Source organism: Myroides sp. NP-2, from assembly GCF_014145665.1.
Lineage (GTDB): Bacteria > Bacteroidota > Bacteroidia > Flavobacteriales > Flavobacteriaceae > Flavobacterium.
This window is the reverse complement of the sequence record NZ_JACHTD010000009.1, coordinates 25,765-47,367: the sequence shown is the minus strand read 5'-3', so window position 1 is coordinate 47,367 and position 21,603 is coordinate 25,765. Positions and strand designations below refer to the sequence as shown.

At 36.0% G+C, this 21,603-nt stretch carries 15 protein-coding genes; 4 read left to right on the top strand and 11 right to left on the bottom strand.

Going from position 1 to position 21,603, the window contains the following annotated elements; all coding sequences use genetic code 11:
- Positions 1–72: 72 nt before the first annotated feature.
- Complete coding sequence (locus H4K35_RS10140) at positions 73–1,239, top strand: immunity 26/phosphotriesterase HocA family protein (RefSeq protein ID WP_182627588.1); 1,167 nt, start codon at positions 73–75, stop codon at positions 1,237–1,239.
- 202 nt (positions 1,240–1,441) lie between these two features.
- Here the strand turns inward: H4K35_RS10140 and H4K35_RS10135 are convergent, their stop codons facing one another.
- A complete protein-coding gene (locus tag H4K35_RS10135; RefSeq protein WP_182627586.1) occupies positions 1,442–3,076 on the bottom strand; it encodes a reverse transcriptase domain-containing protein in 1,635 nt (544 codons plus the stop codon).
- A gap of 420 nt (positions 3,077–3,496) precedes the next feature.
- Here H4K35_RS10135 and H4K35_RS10130 point away from each other — a divergent pair, with 420 nt between their 5' ends.
- The gene (locus H4K35_RS10130; RefSeq protein ID WP_182627585.1) at positions 3,497–4,663 is read left to right on the top strand and encodes a hypothetical protein; all 1,167 of its coding nucleotides are present in this window, start codon (positions 3,497–3,499) and stop codon (positions 4,661–4,663) included.
- A 176-nt stretch (positions 4,664–4,839) separates the two neighbouring features.
- Here the strand turns inward: H4K35_RS10130 and H4K35_RS10125 are convergent, their stop codons facing one another.
- Both H4K35_RS10125 and H4K35_RS10120 read right to left on the bottom strand, forming a co-directional pair.
- Positions 4,840–5,550: a siderophore-interacting protein gene (locus tag H4K35_RS10125; RefSeq protein WP_182627583.1), complete on the bottom strand. Its 711-nt coding sequence runs from the start codon at positions 5,548–5,550 to the stop codon at positions 4,840–4,842.
- An 884-nt stretch (positions 5,551–6,434) separates the two neighbouring features.
- The gene (locus tag H4K35_RS10120; protein WP_182627580.1) at positions 6,435–6,938 is read right to left on the bottom strand and encodes a hypothetical protein; all 504 of its coding nucleotides are present in this window, start codon (positions 6,936–6,938) and stop codon (positions 6,435–6,437) included.
- 393 nt (positions 6,939–7,331) lie between these two features.
- Here H4K35_RS10120 and H4K35_RS10115 point away from each other — a divergent pair, with 393 nt between their 5' ends.
- Both H4K35_RS10115 and H4K35_RS10110 read left to right on the top strand, forming a co-directional pair.
- Positions 7,332–8,759 (top strand): NAD(P)/FAD-dependent oxidoreductase, encoded by a 1,428-nt coding sequence (locus H4K35_RS10115; RefSeq protein ID WP_182627578.1) that lies wholly within the window; start codon positions 7,332–7,334, stop codon positions 8,757–8,759.
- Between the two features lie 675 nt (positions 8,760–9,434).
- Positions 9,435–9,797: a DUF6713 family protein gene (locus H4K35_RS10110; protein WP_182627576.1), complete on the top strand. Its 363-nt coding sequence runs from the start codon at positions 9,435–9,437 to the stop codon at positions 9,795–9,797.
- Positions 9,798–9,843: 46 nt separating this feature from the next.
- Here H4K35_RS10110 and H4K35_RS10105 read toward each other — a convergent pair whose 3' ends face one another.
- From H4K35_RS10105 to H4K35_RS10070, 8 genes are all read right to left on the bottom strand, one after another.
- Complete coding sequence (locus tag H4K35_RS10105; RefSeq protein ID WP_182627574.1) at positions 9,844–10,317, bottom strand: GNAT family N-acetyltransferase; 474 nt, start codon at positions 10,315–10,317, stop codon at positions 9,844–9,846.
- Between the two features lie 84 nt (positions 10,318–10,401).
- Positions 10,402–10,983 carry a lipocalin family protein gene (locus H4K35_RS10100; RefSeq protein ID WP_182627572.1) on the bottom strand — a complete coding sequence of 194 codons (582 nt, stop codon included), beginning with the start codon at positions 10,981–10,983 and terminating at the stop codon, positions 10,402–10,404.
- Positions 10,984–11,085: 102 nt separating this feature from the next.
- Positions 11,086–11,541, bottom strand: a complete 456-nt coding sequence (locus H4K35_RS10095; RefSeq protein ID WP_182627570.1) for a DUF1801 domain-containing protein — start codon at positions 11,539–11,541, stop codon at positions 11,086–11,088.
- A gap of 47 nt (positions 11,542–11,588) precedes the next feature.
- A complete protein-coding gene (locus H4K35_RS10090; RefSeq protein WP_182627568.1) occupies positions 11,589–11,948 on the bottom strand; it encodes a DUF2200 domain-containing protein in 360 nt (119 codons plus the stop codon).
- Between the two features lie 420 nt (positions 11,949–12,368).
- On the bottom strand, positions 12,369–12,989 hold the full coding sequence (locus tag H4K35_RS10085; protein ID WP_182627566.1) for a hypothetical protein: 621 nt from the start codon (positions 12,987–12,989) through the stop codon (positions 12,369–12,371).
- A gap of 371 nt (positions 12,990–13,360) precedes the next feature.
- The gene (locus tag H4K35_RS10080) at positions 13,361–13,933 is read right to left on the bottom strand and encodes a Crp/Fnr family transcriptional regulator (RefSeq protein ID WP_182627564.1); all 573 of its coding nucleotides are present in this window, start codon (positions 13,931–13,933) and stop codon (positions 13,361–13,363) included.
- Positions 13,934–14,657: 724 nt separating this feature from the next.
- On the bottom strand, positions 14,658–15,521 hold the full coding sequence (locus H4K35_RS10075; RefSeq protein ID WP_182627562.1) for an outer membrane beta-barrel protein: 864 nt from the start codon (positions 15,519–15,521) through the stop codon (positions 14,658–14,660).
- Between the two features lie 88 nt (positions 15,522–15,609).
- Complete coding sequence (locus H4K35_RS10070; RefSeq protein WP_182627560.1) at positions 15,610–21,327, bottom strand: MBG domain-containing protein; 5,718 nt, start codon at positions 21,325–21,327, stop codon at positions 15,610–15,612.
- Between the last annotated feature and the right edge of the window lie 276 nt (positions 21,328–21,603).

Here is a 21,603-nt window from a genome sequence, read left to right as displayed (position 1 = left end):
TCCTAGGTATAGTTTTTATTTATCGTTATTTTTACGAAAAATGCACGAAAAAAAAAATTAGCACGAAAAAGAATGACTACTCCAGAATTTGAACTTTCGAATGAACAACGTGCCTATTTAGGGCTTGAACTGGTTGAGGCCCATTGGGAACGCGTATCGTTGTTTAACAAATACTATTACTTTGAGGGAGACACGATACGCAAAGAAATAAGCGTGGGCGAACAAGGCTATACTGAGCGCAGCCTCCGTGAAAAAACAGCAGAGAACAGAAGTATACTCTTACCTAAAACGGGCACGGGCAAGAGCAAAAAGCTCAATTTTACTGCTTCTCAATCTTTTAAGGGGATTGGTGTTTATTTTTCCTTTTGGAATGAATACCTAACGCTGTCGAATTATACCACACAGACCTCGTTTTACAGTGAACAATTGCCCAATCATAAGCTAGAAGACCTGCCGTTGTGGTTAGATCAATGGATAGCCGCTACTACCCCTCAAGAGTTAGAGGCGATTACGCAATTTAGCCAAGCCCAGCGACAACACTGTAAGTATGCTGAGGGCGACTTTTTTGCTTTCAAGGTAGGAAGAAACCAATGGGGATTTGGACGTATTCTCCTCGATGTTCAAAAGCAGATTAAAACCAATAAAATAAAGCGAAACGAACACTTTGGGTTGACCAATCTCATGGGAAAATGCCTTCTTGTCAAAGTATACCACAAAATAAGCGATACCCAAAACGTAGATTTACAAGCACTTGCTCAAACACCTGCGCTACCTTCTCAAATCATCATGGACAACCATTTTTATTATGGAGAAAATCCCATAATTGGTCATCTTCCCTTGCAACCACAAGAATATGACATGCTCATTTCTTATAGTAAAAGCATCAGCAGTGACTCCCCTTCTATGGTCTACTTACAATATGGGATGTTGTTTCGCACTCTAGATATACAAGTGTTTGACCGCTATCTCCTACATGAAGATGACAGCCTTTATTTGGGCTATGAAGAAAATCCGTATCGCAAAGAAGATGCTGGCTTTGGTTTGGATACTGATAGCCTTGTGGAATGTATCAAGACAAAATCGAATCTTCCGTACTGGCAGAGCAAAGCCGCATTCTACAACACCCGATTTGACCTAAGAAATCCAGCCAACCTTGCTATAAAAAGAGAAATATTTAAGGCTTTTGGCTTAGATGGAGATAAAACTTATATGGAAAATTTACAACTGACTGAAAACTAATACTTAAAATATATAATATAAAGTAAATCGCTATAAAAATTAGCCTTATAAACGCGGAACGAGAATCAAAACTATTGAAGTACATTTTATCTTGATTGAACTCAAAATAAGCATTAGCTGTACTACTAAGCTTCTAATCTGGCTAAGTGGTTGTGTTTGGAAACCACAATTTAATTATGTTTTATCTTATTATTTTAGGTAATTAATTTTTATTTAAATGCTTTTTAACAGAGTGATTTACTATACTTTTTCTCTTTCTTAATTGCCTTAAAAAGGAATTATCTCCATTCTTTTCAAATATTTTATCACAACGTTTTAAATACGTTATATAATTTGAATTTTTATTTTGGCTACTTGAAAATAGTACTAATTCATATTGACCTAATTCATTTTTTTCAAATCTATATCTAGTACGATTTCTTTGTTTTAGATCAGCATGTTCCCCATCTTCTAATTTTAATGGAGCATTATAAAGTTTTTTAATTTGATTTAGATAAACAGCCTTCTTTGCAAAAGGATTCTTTCCATAATTATTATTTGCTCGTCTAGCTCTTCTTTTAACAACTGACAATAACCTTCTATAGTAGCGTGCTAAATTTGTAGATTTAATAATGGTATTATAACCTCTAAACTCAAAACCTAAATATATCAGAGGTTTATTTACCTTTAATTCCTTTCCATCAACTTTAATTGAAGTCAATCGTCTATTTCCCTTTGAATCAAACTCTAAATCTTGAAATATAAACTGCTCAGTTTTGGCTTCACTTATTCCTAAAAAGGAGTTTTTAATTTCTTCTATAACAAACTCCTTTATTTCATTAATATCAGCAATACTACATACAATTAAAATATCATCAGAGTATCTTCTATAATAAGCCCCTTTTCCCTTTACAAGTTTGTCAATTAACTTTCTATCAAAATCAAGTAAATATAAATTAGCTAATACTGTACTTATAGGTAGTCCTTGTGGAATACCTATATTTACTTTTTTATCTAAATCTTTATCAAACTTGAAAAAAGGATTTTTATAAATCCTTAATTTACCTTGTTTAATATGCTCTCTAAAGTCTTTATTATCTCGAAAGAAACATTTATATCCTTTATCTCTTCTTATCTTAAATAGCTTTCGTTCATCAAATCCGACTCTCCGTTTCCCAACTACTTGTCTAATACGTAAATCGTCACGAAGTATATATCTAAAATTTGTAGATGCTTTGAAAACATTAAGATGGTCTTTAGGTAATTTTGAAACTTGCATTACTTCACACCATTTTTTATAAAGAAATTGATGATTTAAGCCTGAGAAGAAAGATTCAATATCAAAAGTTAAAGCTGCTATACCATTATCTATTTTAGCTCTATTTCTAATCTCGTCAAAAGCTTCTTTAGCAAAATGAATAGTACTCTTACCTATATCACTAGTATCATCTATCTTAATTTTTCTATAAGCAATTACTGAGTCATCAAGATCTTTATTGCCATCTAATATAATTTGATATTTAGTAGATAAGACATCTGCATAATATCCATAGACTAATGAATCAAAATGGCTAGCATAGTGTAAAGGTCTAATCTTACGTGTTTTTTTTAACGTATTATCTTTTTTTCTTAATAGATGAGTACGTCCTGATAAAGTGTTGTTAGTGTGTTCCTCTTTATTTATTTTTTTATATTTTCTCTCTTTTATCTCAGCATAAATAAGAGGAAAAAAAGCATATGACGCTATATATTCTTTATTTGTAATTTTATAATATAATTTCTTCCAATCATTACGTACATCTAATGTGGGAGTTATATGTATATAGCCTTTAGCCTTTATCCAATCTGGTTTCTTCATAATAAAAAATGCTTGTTCTTACTACAATGATTCAAAGCAATATTGGAATATTTTTTTACATACACAATTCTGCCAGACGAGTACCCAATAACTGAGTCATTGTAAAGGTCCGTAACGTAATAAATACATATATGAAGAGAAACATCAATCAATCACTATTAAAGTCAACTATGAAAGATATCGCTATATCAATACTTACATTTATTCTAAGTAGCTACCTATACATATCAGAAGAATTAGTATCTTTGATTATAGAAGTGCTAGTCATCGTTATTAACGACACACCTAACTAATACTTGAAAAGTTAGTAAAAATAATTTTCTTTCGTCCTATCTAGTTGTAAAAATCCAATCATTTTTCAGAACAAGCTTCGCAAATATAGGTATCTTTGGTTATAAAATATAATAACACCTAACTATAATGATTGAACAAAAAGAAACACTCTTCTCATTAGGAGATTTAGTAACTACTAAAAACCATCCATATTTTGAAAACACGTACAATATCCTTATAAAAGCTAGAGCGGAATATACGCCTCCAATATTAAACATTTTTGAAGTTAATATTCCTGAATACTTTAATGAAACAACAGGAAAAAAAGCTATTCAATACCATTGTATGTATTATGATACCAAAACAGGCGACTTCGATACAAAATGGTTTAAAGAAAATGAACTAAAACTAATCAGAAGTAATACAAACAATAAAGGTAATAGTATTTCTAATTACTTAAAAACGGGAAGTAAAAATACTTTAATAAATATGCAATGTATTTTAAACTCAGTCGATATAGAATTAGTAAAATTAAAATCTAATTATGAAGGCTCATTTACTTCTAATAACAATAAGATTACTGCTCATTTAGATTTCTTACCTCCTTTATTAGAAATAATTGAATTTGTTAATTCATCTACGGATAAGAACTATGATAAAAAGACAGGTAAGAGAGTAAAAAGTATTCAACAAATAAAATGTAAATGGCATAATCCAGTCAAAAGTACATTTTCTGAAAAAATTCTTCCCATAGATATTCTACAACTAATTGATCTCCCTAATAGTGAACAATTAGCAAAAATTGAGAATTATAAAAATACTGATTATTATTTTTACTATTCTCAAGATCAAGAAGAAACTAAGAAAATTGTAATTGCATCAATTAAAAACATAGTATTCAACCATTATCAATTTGAAATATATGGGGAAAATCTTATTACTGGAAAAATAGAAAAATTAGATAACAATCAAATATTTAATAGTAGTCCTATTCCTCTTATTACAACAGAAAATGGTGATTTATCTTTATTTATTGATAAAGAATATCCTTGTATAGAAGACAAACAATACAAAACTATCTTATTAGAAAAAGATCAATATTACTACATTACATATAAAGATAAATATGACATTTTATCTAAAAGAATCATCATGATTATAGATCAATTTGATATAGAACAAACAAACGAGAACGGAGTTAAAACAAAAAGTAATATAATTGAAAGTATTTGTTTCTTAAGAAATCAAGAAACACGACATTTTAGATATAAAGGTATTCTTAAGGCAGTTAAAATGAATCCAAATTTGTTCTAAACATGCTTGATATCTATTATTTATATTCTTGATTTTTATAATTAATTCTTTCAAATTTGTAGCAAGCCGAATTACACCAATAAATATAGTCATAAAGTATTAAGGTTATTCTATATTGATTTAAATAGCTTAACCTTAATACGCTTAGCGATACACCCATTACATGAAAACAAAGCTTATAACCCCTTCTTTCCTTCTAACCAATAACCTTGAAAACAGATTTTCCCACCCTTCTTCGCTTTTAGGGTTTTTCTTATTTGTTGTACGCTATTAACATTACCAGTAAGAATAAAATTGGCGTTTACCCAATTCGGATCTTCAAATAATGACAGGTTCACCATCCATGTAGGTTCTTTATATGCATTGTTTTTTGGCACAATCGTAAAGTTTTCTAATCCCAAGCGCTGTGGTACTTCTTCATTAGAAGCGTTTAATTCAAAATAAAAATGAAAGCGCTGCTTGTTTTCTTTAAAAAGAGGAAGTAAGAAACACGCCAATCCCAAAGAGGTTTCATCGCCAAAAAACAGCTGTTGTTCAACAAAAGATTCATAGAGTTTTTTGCCACGAGGTAATGAGATAAATAGTTCATCTCCAACTTGCAAAGAAGCAATAAGATCACTGCCTACACCGTTGCCGTGAAGCGTAAAAATCATGTCAAAGGTAGACTCCTCTAAATTGTATGCCGCAACGGAATAATTCCTAAAATCAGTATCGTTGATTCGAATAACATTCGCATAGCCTGCTTGAAAATTCCATTTGGAGATGTCTCCTTTAAATCGGATTTGCTTAATTGCTGTACTTAAATAAATTATTTCTACAATTTTCATATTGGGACGTAGTGCATTTCCAAAGAGACTACTTACCCATTTTGGTAGGGTTGAAATCATAATATTACGTTGTTTATTCGCTCTTTCTTTTACAAATACAAAGCAACAACAGCATCCTCTCCCATCCAAGACTAAACTAATGGATGTATTGGACTAATCACTGTTTTTATGTTGAGTTAAAAGGAGGATCTACTGCCCTACCTTCACGTATAAAATCAATGTGATATACCGCTATTATTCCTCAGAAGCAGATCCTATTTTAACACCCAAAGCTTCTCCTTAATATCTTTAACTATTCATACTTTACTTTGCTACTGCCTATTGTTTTGTCTGCCTTAATTCAAAACAAAGTCTCAGCAGAGCACATAAAAAAAAGAAGCTGTCTAAAAAGCCCAAAAAACAAGATCCCGACTTTTATAGACGGGATTTTTTTTATCCCGATCGGACAGTTTTATGTTTTTAGATGAATTTAGACGAAAAAGATGTATTTAGTTTCTTGCTGTACATCGGTAAAGGGTTGGGTTTTGTTCGAGTCTGCTTCGAGTCAGCTTCGGTAAATCGGGGTTAAACCCCCGTAAATACGAAGGTTTATCGAAGAAGACCCGAACAAAACTAAAACAAAACCAAATAAACAACTGAATAACAGCTGTTTGTGTTGTTTATTGAAGGAAAAACAAACCCTTTTGTGCTTTTTTTTTCCATCTAATGGAAAAACACGGAAGGGGATAGTTTAGGTTAATTTCGACAGATGTAGTTTTGTAGCGTATTCGTGTAGAAGGTGTATAGAACAAAACGATTGTAAAAAAATAGTATTCCCCGCGATCGGAGTCTAACATTCGTTTTACTTTCAAGAATTTTTAATCAAAGAAAAAATTACTGTTTTATAAAAAAACAAGAGGGTGACCTTTTGGGACACCCTCTTTTAAATAGAGGGTACAACCCGCTTATTTTTTTGTTAATTCAAATTGAATAAAGGTTGTTCCCTTTGGCCAGCCTTGTTTTTCTACGGCAGCTTCTGTTTGTATATTCAAATCTAATACTACCATTTTTTTTGCTTGCATAGAAATAATTTCTTCTTGAAAAACCACTAACATATCACCATCCGCATAGGTATAGTTAATCTTATTTCCAACAATATCGAATTCTTCTTGTAAACGCTCCGTCACACAAGTAGCCGCATGGTTTTTATAACTAAAAATATTCGTAACAGAACCTTTGGCATATACTCGTTTATCAACACCACAACCCTCATGATCTGGGGCTGCTACTTGGCCAATTACCTTCCTGTTTTTGTCTAAATAGAAGATCTTTGACTTCTGCCAAGTCCCTTGAATTGTCTCTTGGTAGTTTGGATTGATAGGTCTTGAATTGTTGTCGTCACCTGAACACGCTAGAGTGCCTACTGCCATAATCCCCATGGCTACTACTAAATAAATCTTTTTTATCATCTTAATTAAATTTTTATTGAAAATAAAAATATACAATTACCATTATAAACACATAAAGAATGGTATATTTATAATTATTACACAAAAACAAAAAGATAAAACTAAAATTTACACCATATACCAACCTTTTTAATTGTAGCTGTAAAATGCTAGCATACTAAAGTACATCTACAAACAGAGGTGCTATTCACTCTACTTTTTGCTTATGTCAAGGCCTTTATATCATGCCACCTAGGCGACAGAAGTACACCTTTTTATTTTTTAAATTATACTTAAAATACCTCGTCCTTGGACAAATTAGCTGTCGATTATTGTAACTTTGTTGGCTAAATAGCTCCCCAATCGTTCAGCCTTGTGTTTTCTTCGTTTGGGTGATTGAGACCTATCAATAAAATGAAGAAAGAAAAAGGAGACAAAGAACAGCTACATTGGACGGCGTGTAAAGCCTGCCATGGGCTCGGAAAGAAAAACAAAGGAAGGCGAAAAAAAGCAAAGTACAGCAAGGAATTGTCTGTAGCAGCCGAGGAGAGAGCTGTAGCTCATTACTCCCCTTGTTCGAAGTGTGGTGGGGCTGGTATTGTGCCTGCTACTTCCCCTCCTATTCCAGATGAACAATACCCTCATTTAGCTATTATCGGCGGTGGCATTGGTGGTATCGCCTTAGCCGTTGCTTGTTTACACCGCGGAATCCCCTTTACCCTCTATGAACGAGATCAACACCTGAATGCTCGTGCTCAAGGCTATGGACTGACCTTACAACAAGCGGGTAAAGTAATGAAAGACTTTGGACTTTTATCTTTAGATGATCAAGTTATTTCTACCAAGCACGTAGTTCACCAAACCGATGGTAAAGTGCTTGGCGAATGGGGCCTTCGAAAATGGCAGCAGGAAAATCAAACCACCCCAAAAAAGAGAAGTAATTTTCACATCCCGCGTCAATCGCTACGCTCAGCATTGTTCCTACAATTGGGCCAACAGCAAGCTGTAGAATGGGGCCATCAGTTGCTCGACTATACGCCTCTGAATACGGAGGAGATTGAACTGACTTTTCTAGTGAATGGCCACATCAAAAAAGAGCGAACCAATCTTTTGGTTGGAGCAGATGGGATTCGAAGTACCGTTCGAAAACTAAGCCTGGGCGAAGAAGTAGCTCCTTTGCACTATTTGGGGTGTATGGTTATTTTGGGAATCTGTCCCTTGGCTGCCATACAAGAAGAAACAACAAGCGAATTACTCGATTCAGCCACTGTCTTTCAAACAGCCAATGGAGAAGAACGCATCTATATTATGCCGTATACGGCAGATTCCATTATGTGGCAACTGAGCTTCCCTATGGACGAAAATGAAGCTATTGCCTTAGCTGCACAAGGCAAACAGGCATTGTATGAAGAAGCTTGTCGCAGAACGCCCTGGCACAATCCTATTCCTTCAATTGTAAAAGTTACTGCACCTACCCTAATTTCGGGCTATCCTGTGTATGATCGGGAAGTTGTTGATCCTGCCAATTGGAAAGAAATGAATGCTGTGACACTACTTGGTGATGCAGCCCATCCCATGAGCCCTTTTAAAGGACAAGGAGCCAACCAAGCCTTGTTAGATGCCTTACTCTTAGCGCGATTGATCGTCAAAGGATGTACCCATACCCCATGGAGAGAAAAAGGACTAAAAACTAGTGTACTGCATGAATTTGAATCCCTGATGCTTGAGAGAAGTGCTGCAAAAGTTAAAGGCTCAGCTCAAGCTGCTCAGCTGCTCCACTCTACCCTTGTTTTAAAAGAATGCAATCAACCTAGAGGAACACTCGTAAACTATATTTCTTAATAAAGAATATATATTTGTTTCTATTTTTTAACAGTAATTACATATATTCTGTATATATAAATAAAATTTTATAAATAAGGTTAAATCATATAGTTAATTATATAACTTTACTGTGCAATTCAAAATCTCATCTACAAATAAAAATGTTGTTGATGCGTTGTCGTTCTATATTTTAAAGGCCAATAACAATCGCTTCCGATAAAACCTTTGGGTACCCCTAAATGGAATGGGTTGACGAGAATAGAAGAAATAAAGGTTGTATAGGGCTACATACTACAAGTGAGGTAATTGTGCTAGTGACATTAGTTTTCGTTCATTAGCTTGCTCTATTAGCTATACATTTAATAGAATGCATGAGGTAGCCGTATAGAAGATTGGAGGGTGTCCCTAGTGGGCATCCTCTTTCTTTTTAGCTGTAGGTAGATCATAATTTAGGTTGCTCCGCTTTTTTCTTTTTATATGGTGAACGAGAATAAAGAAAGGCTTCTTTATATTCAAGAAAACGCCTGCGCAAGTAGATCTTATTTTTTATGATGGACCTAGACGATTTACGATATGAAAATTATAGAACTACTTGAGGAGCATACTGTACATTATTAGTTTGCATAACTGAAACTACTTCAAATCCACCTATCTTTGTAGGCAATTTTTACATTATACTATTTGCCCCAAATCATGGATTATATTTTTTTTTACTTGGCGCTTTCCCTTATCATCATGCACGAAATCGACGCCGTCCGTTGCAAGGAATGGAGAATATTTCCCGGACTAGCTTCTCTGGGTGACAAAGTAGGATATATTATTTTTCTTTTTGGACATTTACCCCTCTTTGTTTGGGCGCTATGGTATTTAAATCAAAGTGAAAATCCAGACAATTTTATCATAGGATTTAGTCAGTTCTGTATTTTACACATCGGGCTTCACCTTTTGTTTTACAAGCACAAATACAATGAATTTAAAGATTGGATCTCCTGGTCTTTAATAGTGGGCGCTGGATTGGCAGGACTATTCCAATTAATTTGGATGAGCAGTTGCTAATGGCCTTTTTTATACACTTTTATTAGACTTTGAGCATGAAAACAATCTAATCAGCCTGATTTAAACGCATGCGCATGGAGTGACTAAATGGCTCTAGGCCCATTCGTTTGTATAATTCTATTGCCTTTTGATTTGTGGATAGCACGTTAAGTTCAAAATAGTCTACCTTATTTTCTTTTCCCCAATCCTTAACTCTTTCTATGAGTTTAGTACCAAAGCCTTTGCCTTGAATTCTTGGGTTAACCACTAAATCCATGAGGTATACACAGCGTTGTTGTACAAAACAATTGTAGGGTGGACTATTTTGCAATTGAGCAATCGCAAATCCTTGGATTTGACCCTCTTTTTCTGCTACAAATATTGAGAAATCATTTTCTCCAAGAATAACACTTCTTATAAATGATTCGTCTTGTTTAGCTTCTTTCATATAGTTTGGCTCTAAATCGGCCATTGAGCTAAACAGCATTTCGTATAATTCTTGGACTTGTGTTAAATCTTGTATATCAGCTTTTCTAATCATATTTAGTATTAATTTGACCAAACTCACTTGGTTTTTACTTCCCACAATTCGTGTGGCCCATAGATGACATTCAAGGTTTAGAAACTACTTTGCTAAACCACCACCCTCATTTAAAAACGGATTACTATCCTTATCGTGATTAATCCACAGTAAACGGGACGTATCATACCCTATTTCTTGCGCAATAGCTAGATACTCTTCTTTTACAGCAGTGGGAATCGTCTTTTCTCTTGATAAAATCCACAGATAGTCTAGGTTTTTTCCCGCAATTAATGCATAATTGTAGTCTGCATCTAAGGCAACAATTGTATAACCCGAATAAAACGGACCAAAAAAGCTCACTTTTAGCGCCCCTTGGGTGTTATCTCCTCGAAACTTAGCCTTGCCTTCTGCCTTTTTCCACTCTTTTTCTTTGGTGTGAAAACCGCTATTCAACACGAGTACATCCCCGTTTGCATCTAAGCTATATTGGGCTGAAGTATTGTCTAAATCCTTTTCAAAACGAAAGTCAAAACGCGCAATTTCATACCAGGTACCCAAATAGCGATTAACGTCAAAATCTGTAACAGCTTTCGCCTTTTCTGGCATGTCCTTCGTATTACACGAAACAAATGCAAAAAGTAAAGCAAATACAATACTAATTCGATATAAAGTTTGTTTTTTCATGAATTTGTGTTTCTTTCAAAGATACATAATCGAAGCTACAAGCACTATATTATTTAGATTTATTTTAAATAACATAACTAAGTTCATTATGTGGGTGGGTTGTTATTTCTTACGTTGGCTTTCATACAGATCAATCCATTGCTGTACGCTCATTTTTTGCATTAATTCGCCTATAAGTGCGTAAGGAATCTCTTCTAGTTTTTTGAATCGAATACAACTTTTCCCCATGTCTAATTTTTGCTTGCTGTGCTTGGGATATTCAGTGATAAACCACTCCAATAAAGCAGGATCTGAATAAATGCCCATATGGTAAAAATTAACCGAGTTCTTCTGAGAGGCTAATCCAGCAAAAGGCAAGGGTTCCACAGGCTTGCAGTGATAGCCTTGGGGATATAGCCGATGAGGAACGACATAGCCCAATCCACCGTAGCTTATTGCGGCTTCAAAGCCCTCGGGTAGGTGTTCTACAATGGTTTGGTGTAATTTTCTAAAAGCCACTGCTCGTTCTGCAGGTATGCGCTCTAAAATTTCTTCTACGGTAGTTCCTTCTGCTTTCATCGTTTATTCTAAGCGTTATAGATTGATTTATAAATAGTAACTGTATGTTACGGAATGATTTTTTCTATTTTTTTTCCTTTGGCCAAATCGTCGACTAACTTATCGAGATAGCGGATCTTTTTTGTCAGTGGATTTTGAATTTCCTCAATCCTATACCCACAAATGACACCTTTGATCGCTTGGGCTTTCGGATTGAGTGTTGCCCTATCGAAAAAGGTTTCAAAAGTAACCCCCTCGGCAATGAGTTGCTCTACTTGTTTTTGATTAAAACCAGTAAGCCATTCAATTACTTGATGAAGCTCCGTTACTGTGCGCCCTTTGCTTTCCACTTTTGTTACGTAATGCGGATATACAGAGGCAAATACAAGCCTAGCCATGCGATCATTGTGTTGTTCTGTTTCTTTCATTCGCTTTTTTTAGGTCAAAAAATAAGTAAATCCCAGAGAAATAGCCCCCTACAATCTTCCTTTAACCATCGCTTTTCCTACACCCTAATATAGGTAAAAACAATATATAAATACCGTCTCTATTTGATTTATAAATAAACTCCCTTTTTTTAACATAAAACATAAGAAGCAGTAGGAGGACATTGTTTTTTGTACTTTATTTGAGGTATAAACGAAGACGTAAACCCATTTCCGTTAAAAGTAAACAGGAAGTATCTGTTGGGGATACAAATACAGTAAAACTCAAACAACCCTGCCAATGTGTGGTATACGAAAAACATAAAATGACAAAACCCCGTCTCCATAGACGGGGTTTTGTTTGGAGGCTTATTTGAGAGCCTCTTTAGTTTGTGGAGAAATACATCCCCCAGGTTGAAAATTCTATAGGCTTGCCACAGTTTGATGTCGATCAAAGGAAGTAAGCGCTGTACGGATTTGAAATTTATCGCAAAGAGCATCTAGGATACCCTCAAACAACTCCTTTAGTGCTACTAATTCCGACTGCTTCAATTGAGTAGCTTCGACATAAATGGCTACTTCATACTCATTATCGGTTAATTGTTCCCCCCATATTCCATCTTGTGTATCAATAAATAACCCTTCTATATTGAGATCTAGAAGACTTCGCCTAATCTCAGGCAACAAGAATACACAAGTATTGGGATTCATTGTGTGTACGTGGTATTGGCGGTCAAATTCCCGATCTAAAGTTCGGTATAAATTCCCATGGAAGAGATTGACTAAACGGTTGAGAAAACTCGCTTTTTCTATCCGAATCTTTAACGATTGAGGATAAGTAAACTTACAGTACACCCGAGTAAGCAGGGATTCATAACTTCTTGTTCCCACCGTACTGCTAAAAAAATAATTGTCAAAAACGACCGAAAAGCCCTTATATAAATGAATAGCCTTTGGAGAGTACCAATATTTTCGCTCCATAAACTGGGCGTTGATGCTGTCGCTAAATGTCTTCCAATATAGATTGTCTTTTTCTGTAAACATGAGGATAATAGTAAGCCAATAAGTATAAATTTAATAAAAAAAATCAATTATTTGAATGTTTATTGTGTTTATTACAATATTTTATTTAGCAGCTTTTATCTTCCGTTACCTGTTGTTGTGTTTTTGTATACGGTATACTAAAAGCTATGCGATTAGCGAGAATGAAACTAGTCTAAGACTTAGAACAATAAGCAAGTATGTTACTTTATCTGGTATAAGTTGTATTTCCAAAAGAAGTATCCTCTAGGAACACCCAAACAAGAAGAAATACAACGCTAATTTTGAAGTGAACTTGCCAAAAAACAAGGTGAAATCAGCCTATACAAACGATTCTTACGCTGAGAAAGAAGGGGACTAAAAGTTCACCCTCTTTAGGAACGGAATAGTTTATTTTTTATGCGACTTAAGTGTACCTTGGAAATACCGAGATAAGAGGCAATATAATGCTGAGGTATGCGCTTGATTAATTCAGGCCGCGTCTCAAATAACTTGAGATAGCGTTGTTCTGGCGTTAACTGTATAAAAGAAAGGCTGTGATTGACATAGTCAAACGTGCGTTGAAAAATAACATCTATAAACAAATCCCTATATTCGGGATGATTTAAGGAACTGTCCAATAAGGGTTGAATATCTTCTTTATCAGCTACCCATACTTCTGTTGGCTCAATCGTTTCTAAAGTAAATGTGCTGGGTTGCCCTTTCCAAAAACTCTCAATAGACGAAACCAAGCTATTTTCTAAGAAAAACTGAAAAGTGACGTCCTGTCCTTCCCTATTCAACCATACGCGCATACATCCTTTTTTAATCCAAAACACCCTAGTTGCCACCTGCCCTTCTTCTAATACAATGGTTTTAGCAGGATATGAGGCCGCCTTAAAATAAGGGCCGTAAGTAGCAATAAAGGTTTGCATTAAAGGCGAAGTAGGCTCAAATTTTTCAAACATAATTGTTCTTTTTGTTGGGAAATTGCCGGAAGTGGACACCACTAAATTACATTATTTTTTGATTGTTGAAATAAAAAAGGAGTGCCTACTGTTGATAGAACGAAACATTACGCCTTCTTTTCGCCTGTTTTTTTATGTTGCTACTCCCTATCTTATTTTTTTAAACTTAACGACATAGTACCGGATCATTTTCCGTTTAAAAAAAAACGAAGATCTTCTTCTAACATAGGTCGTCACATAGTAGCCTTCCTTTTTTAACCTACTTACTAAGACCTCGGGAATATAGTTTATGACAATGCCATTTTTACCTCTTCGGGCACTTTTTTCTAATTTAGCAATAATAGAGTCATATTTTTTTAAAGAAGCTTTTATAGCAACATTATTCAAGTATTCTGGTGTGATTTTAGTTTGCATAGAATCTTAATTATTATAGAGAAATCCTTTTGAAATTAAACACAAAAAAACAACCAAAATCACAAAAAAATAGACTAAATCGTAAAAATAACTCATAATATACCTTTTATATTATATTTTTAGCATCATTAATGCAATTGTGATGATGCAAACATTCATCAAGCGTTCGATCGGCTTGCTTTATTGCTTCAAATTATTTAAACGTTTGTTCTTCTAGTTTAACGCGCCTTCACTTGGCTAAAAATAAAAAAAGTGCAACTGAGTTTTTAGGCTCAGTTGCACTCTGTATGTACTTGCATACTACTATTTGCTACAATCCAATTGCATAGCGAAGTTGAATTCCAAAGCTGTAGTTCTTAAAGACTGCTTTGGAGCTTTCCTGAATACTGTTGTACTCTAAGGCATTGTTTAGCTCAGGCTTATAAACTAGGATATGCTCTTTGTTTTCATTAATGCTCGGCTTTTGATTGTTTAGCCCCAAGTCGAAGTATAATCCAACATATAGATTTTGATTTTCGCTAATGTTGTGTTTTACCCCCACTTCAGCAATCCATGCCCAACGATCTTTTAACTCAAGGTCTGGTTTGTGTTCAACTTTTTCCTGAAAACCAAAGCCCGCATAAAGTAATGCTTCGTCTAACAGCAAATTATAGGCTGGAAAGTAACCCGAAGTTTGCAAATTGTTCCACGTAACCGTTGGTTTACTGCTCATCATCAGGGAGAATTGAACGCCTGTTCGCACATATATCGCTGTTTCTGCTTCTCCTACATATTGCACGGTTAAAGGAATATTGACTTGATTCACCTTCCACTGTTCTTTAAACGTTTTTCCGTCATAAGAGAAGATGAATTTTTGATTATCCGAATCAATTTCCTCACTTTGACCTGTTAAATTCGAGCCAGTAAAATCCGTTGTATACATAGCATATTGGGCGCCAATACCTAAGCTCCATTGTCTACTTAGGTAATAATCATACTGTAAACCAATGGCTGTGTTGAATTTTAAATCACTCGAAATTTGACTAGGCAAGCTACCATAGTTCTGTAGCATGCCTGCCTTTACACTGACTGCTACTTCGTGTTGGTTGAAGTAGTGTCGACTGTATTGCGCCTGTACTTGTTGATAGCCTCCTACTAAAAGTCCTAGCGTTAGAATACCAATATATTTTTTCATCTGTAACTGAATTTAATTAGAAATTTACCTCTTTTTTAAAGTGGGTTCACTTGGTATGAACCCACTTTTTCTTTAAAAATAGTATTCTTTATTCTTTGACAATAAATTGAACACGTCGTTCTTTACCATCAATTTTCATTACTAAGAAATATGAACCAGAAGAAACAGTGGCAGGAATTTCAATGCGCATATCTCCTTTTTGAAGTTCACCTCCCTTAATAGTCTGTCCTTTAATATTGTAGATCATATAGCTCGTCGTTTCTTGTACTTGATTGTCCAACGTAATATGTAACATTTGACTTTTCTGTACAGGATTCGGATAAACACTTAGGGTGTCTTCTACTTGATTTTCAATTACAATTGGACAGCTAATCATTTTCTTGCCATTGTGCAGGGTTACTTCTACGTGATAAATCGCTCCTGCTTCAAATTTACTGCCCGACTCACTTCCTGCAGCATAGAACTGTTTCTTACCTACAGACTCTCCGTCTTTAAACCACTCATAGGCAGTAAATACATAGCCTCCATTGGTCTCTTTGTTGTTGTTAACCAAAAGTAGATTACCGTATTTTTGGTGTACTAGAAGATCTGCAGCAATGCGTTTGTCAATGATCACTTTGTAGGTTTTTTCATTTCCATGGGCAGAAATAACTGTAATTAGTTGCTCGTATATGCCGTAAGTAGGAACAGCAACTTCAAAGTAATCCGCTGGTTGTACCGTTACTCCTGATTCCACTTCAACCTCAATTACCACCACATCTTGTGGTTTATCACACCCTATAATCACATGCACTTCTTCTTCATCCGTGTTATAAGAAACGCCGTCTATGATTAGATTAAGAATGGATGCATTTTGCTTAATTACTTCAATTTTTCTATCGATAGACAGTGCGGCATTGTAGTTTTCATTTCCTTCTTGACGTGCCGTAACAGTAACAAAACCAGGTTTTAAGAACTGAATATCCCCTGATGGAGTTACAGTTGCTATTTCTTGTTCTTCTACACGATCAATACTAAAGGTAACTGCCAATCCTGAACTAGCCTCTGCAACCAAGCGAAGTGTTGGCGTTTCTTCAAGGATAACCTGAACCGGCGCAACAAAGCGAAGCGTTTGATCTGCTTTTGTAATAGTCAAAACTCCCTCTAGGGTAATTGGTTCAAAATTAGCTCCATAATCTACCTGAGCGGTTACTGTATAACTGCCAACATTCGTATGGCTGTTATTCGTATAGGTAATTACTGCATCTGCAGGAATATCCCCTTGAACAACAAGTGATTTTGGCGTTCCATCATATACATAGGTTGCATTAGCCAAAGTTAGCCCTTCAATGTGTCCACTAGTGATCTCAAATTGACCTCCCGTAAACGATGCCAAGGTATAGTTAGCTCTTGGAGCAAGTGTTCCCTGTGAAATAGCATACGTACCAATGTCTTCCCCTGCTTCACGCTCTAAACGACCTGTAAAAGAACTCAAAGCGTAATCTCCTCTTTGTAGCCCTTCTACTGTATAAGCTAGCACTGGATCTGCCTGACCAAATACTTTTTGTTGATCAGCTGTCACCACTACGTGTACTGCGGCTGGAGTAATAGTAAATTGCGATTGATTGGCAATTACAAACGTATAATTTGACGGCTGGGTGTGTAAACTACCTATACTATAGAAATAACGACCTACATTTTCGCTTCCTAATCGTTGAATCGTCCCTCTCACAACACCTTCTCTCGTATCGTTAAATTGGAATCCACTAATCTCATACTGGAATACAGGATCTGGTTGTCCATAAATCTTCGTCGCCCCTTCTGGATAAACGCTTAACACGGCTGGTGTTATAGTAAATGCAGCACTATGGAAAACAAGTTGGTAGTTCGGATTAGTACTTGCTAAACTCCCTTGATTAATTGCATAGGTTGCTACATTCTCTCCAGCTTCACGCATCAAGTTTCCATCTAAAAGTGTTTCTACTGTATCATTGTTTTTGAATCCTGTTGCCTCAAAAGTAAGTGTCGGATCTGCCTCTCCATACACTTTTGTTTGTGGCGCTGCCGTAATTGTTAATTCGGCCTGTTTAATGATAAAGTCCTCTCCTATAAAGGTAACCTCATAGTTCGGTCCAACTTCAAGTGTGCCTATTTCAATTGGATAAGTTCCCGCAGATTCACCTGCTTCTCTTGCCAATGCCCCTGTAAATGAACTTGTTGTGTCCGCATATTTTAAACCAGTGGTAGTATAGGTCAATGCAGGCTCTTCATCTCCATAAACTTTCTCTTGTCCTTCATCTACCACAATTTCTAATGCCGCAGGCGTAACAGTTAACGTAAACGCAACATCTTGTGCTGGTAAATACATTCCACTACCAGCTTGACTCGCTGTGATAGTAGTTGTTCCTACCCCTTTTATTACTAATTCTCCTTCCTCAACTATAGCAACTTCTTCATTTGCCACAGCATAGGTTAAAGGAAGTCCGCTACTTGATGATCCGTGAATAAAAGGAGCTTCTCCGTATTCTTTAGCAACATCCTCCACAGTTATTTGTTGCGTTTCTGCTGCTAATACTTCAAAAGTAAATGGACCTGCCCAGTCTTCACAAAATTGACTGCGAACGTAAAGATCGTAGGTCGTTTCTGATTGAAGATCATCAAGGATATGAGGACTCGATACTTCTGTTTCTCTTGTTCCTTCTCCAATTTCAAAACCAGTTTCCCCATATTCAATATCAAATACAGTTCCTACTGAATCAATCGTTAAGGTAGGCCCGTCGGTAGTGTCAAATTCAATAGTAGCATCTTCAATCTCAAAACAAGGAACACCGCCAGATATATCGAAATCGTCAACGCCAAAATAAATATCCTTGGTTGTATCTAGTAAAGTTGCCGTCAGTTTAATTTTTACATACTGACCTGCATAAGGCGTCATATCATATTCAAATTCTTGCCAAGGGATTTGTCCGTTATTTAATACGGTAGCAAATGTGGTATACGTAGCGCCAAAATCTGTAGAAATATCCAATTTTACACTTGTCGAACCTGCTGGAACTGCTGCACTACCATAATAGGTTACATTCTTCATCTTGAAAGAAAAAGTATCCTGATTTAAGATAGGCCCAACCGTAATAGTCGATAGACTACCTATATTGCTAGCTATACCATAAAGATTAAGGGAGTAACTATCTCCAGTTGCAGCTTCATATGTTCTCCTAATCCATGTGCGTTGAATATTCTCCCAGCCCAATGGCAAAGTTGTTTCTCCTGAAAATTCTTCACGCCAAGGCGAAGGAGTTACTAAAGGCGTGGTAAATCTAAACGGTCCTTGCCATGAACTAACCCCTGTTTCTGCTCCACAATTTTGTCTAACATAAAATGCATAAGAGGTATTAAAATTAAGTTGAGTAACTAAGGAATCCGTTGTAATTCCAGAATGTGTTGGTATACCAGTTGGTACCTCCTCTTCTGTTAGATTGATCAATTCTACATCGAAAAGCTCGCCATCACTTGTCCAACCTAAGCTGAAATTCTTACCACTTACATAACTGTATGTAAGTGCTGAAGGTGGTAAACATGCAGGTGGCACAACAACAGAAAGGGTATAATCTTCAATCTCCCCACCTCTTATCCAATCATCACAGGCTTGAAGAATATCAGAACCATTGTAATAGGTCGAGCGCATGCGAATGCGGTAATCTCCTAATGGTAAATCCTCGGGAATTGCAAACGTTCCTGTTCGAATAACATTCGAAGATCCTGAACTTGGAAATTCTGCAATTAACTCATTGGCATCAAATACAAAGTCCTGATTCAGGTCAATCCATATCTTCAGCACAGTGTAGGACGGTATATCAACGGCGAAGTCAATGCTTCCACCTGCGGATTGCGTAACTTTCATGTGCGAATAGTTGGAATACCAATTCGCTGTGCCATTGTTTGGATTCATTACATTGACGTAGCCTTCTGTTAGTTCTACCCCATTAATCTTATAGCTCGTTGAGGTAATCGAGGAAGAAGGAATACAATAGCCAGTATAAAAATTATGGGTAAGCCAATCACTCACCTCTGTATCAGAACATTTAGCGCGCACGTGGAGATAATAGTGAGTTTCAGCTTCTAAATCCGTTAAAGTAATGCTTGTTTGTGCCGTTATTGTTCCACTTGTAGGTGGCGCTGAATCAGTCGTAACAGCATACTCAAAGTTAGCATTGCTTCCTACTCTCATCCAAGACAAGCTTGCTGAAGTAAACGACTGAACATTAGATGTCGCATTTATTGGAGGTGAACAAGCTTTTGGTGTACCAACAAATTGCAATTGAGGTAAGCTAGACTGTACACTACTTGCCGTTGGAGGCGATGCAGGATTGGGATTCATCGAAGCGATATCTGTTCGATATAGTATTCCCTGATTTCCAGTAGCTCTATACTTTCTGAAAGAAGGGCTGGAATAATTGGGTGAATCTTCATGTACGGCTACAACAATATTTCCTCCTGTATAGTTAAAAGGCGTATCAAAAGTTATTTCAAACCAGTTGTTCGCTGTTGCTGTAACAACCCCATTAAACACCTGCGTCAAGTCTGTAAATGGAACCCAATCTTGTGTAGAACTAAAAGACGATTTAGTCGTATGCCCGATGTAAACCTTCCAATTTTCCCAGGTGGACATAGTAGCTATAGTCGTTACATAGTAGCGAATTTTCGTAATAGGTCCTACTCCACCACCACTAGCACTATATTCTTGACCCGTCACGATTTGTTGGCTATAATTGTAACTATAGTTTGTAACAGGAATATTGGAAGTACCTGATTCTGTAGTAGATCCATCTCCTATTTGAATGATAGTATCTGCTGTAAAAGTTAAAGGACCCGCCCATGTACTCATGCCGTCGTCTCCACAGTTGCTTCGTACATACACATCATAGGTTTGACCTGTTGTTAAACCACTTAAAACGCGATACGCTGTTGTAGTGGTAACACTCGTTCCGCCTGTTGCAACATCAAAACCTGTAGGTCCATATTTTAGTTCAAAGGAAGTACTCGAGCTGACCCAGTTTATCGTAGCCTGCGTAGCTGTTACACCGCTCTTCATCAAGGAAGTTGGCCTAGAACAAGAAGGTATATACTCAGCCGAAACAGCAAAAATATTCAAAAAACCAGAGGAGTTACTCGTCTTTGTAAAAGATATCTCCTGGATAAGTTTGCTTTGATTGGCTTGTTCAATCGCAATAGGAACCTGAAATATCTTCGGGTTTGTCGTATTGTTATCTGGGTTTCCACTACCGCGTGGTACTCTACCAATACCTTGGATAGCGGTAGGAGATGTTCCCGTGTCATACCAATCTGGGACAGACTGAGAACCAAAAGCTTGTGTTGTCCCATCCGTAAAGGTTATCGTCCCTGTAAAGGTAGATGCACTACTACCCGAAGTGGCTAAAATAAAAAGCTTAGTAATTGGAAAAGCACTTGTTAAAGCTAATGTGCCTCCCGAATTAAGCGCATTGAGCTTTAACACATTATTTCCATTGTAGGGTGCCAATTGAAATTGTAATCCTGGCGTTGCACCAGCAATTGATGTAATTAACCCATTCGCGGGAAGTCCAACGGTTGCTTCTGGGTAGGACCTGGACATAAAAGCATTATTTGCCCCACTACTCGTCGCATCTACTGCTGATGTAGTAAAGGTTGATGCGGGACTGTTTTCCGCAATGACATCTTCGTTAAAACCAGAACTGATGGTTAGAGGCATGTACTCTTGTCCTCTAACCATATGAACCGATAATAACATCAAACTCAATAGGAGTTTAAAAAGTAATTGTTTATTCATAATCATTATTTGGTTAGTTTCATTAGTATTTCTATAGGTAAGGGTTATTTTACTGTTAATATCTGCATCTGATTTTTACACTTTTTAATAAAAGATACCGTTAAAAAAAATAATGCGCTTTTTTAGTATTTTCAAATAATTACTAATATAGTAATTTAAATAACATTCCGTTATTTCTTATGATAAAAATATAAACTTTATTCATATTAATTTTTGCTAAAAAACACGGACGCAAGTTTAATGTTAATAAAACCCCAATTTACATGTAACACTTCG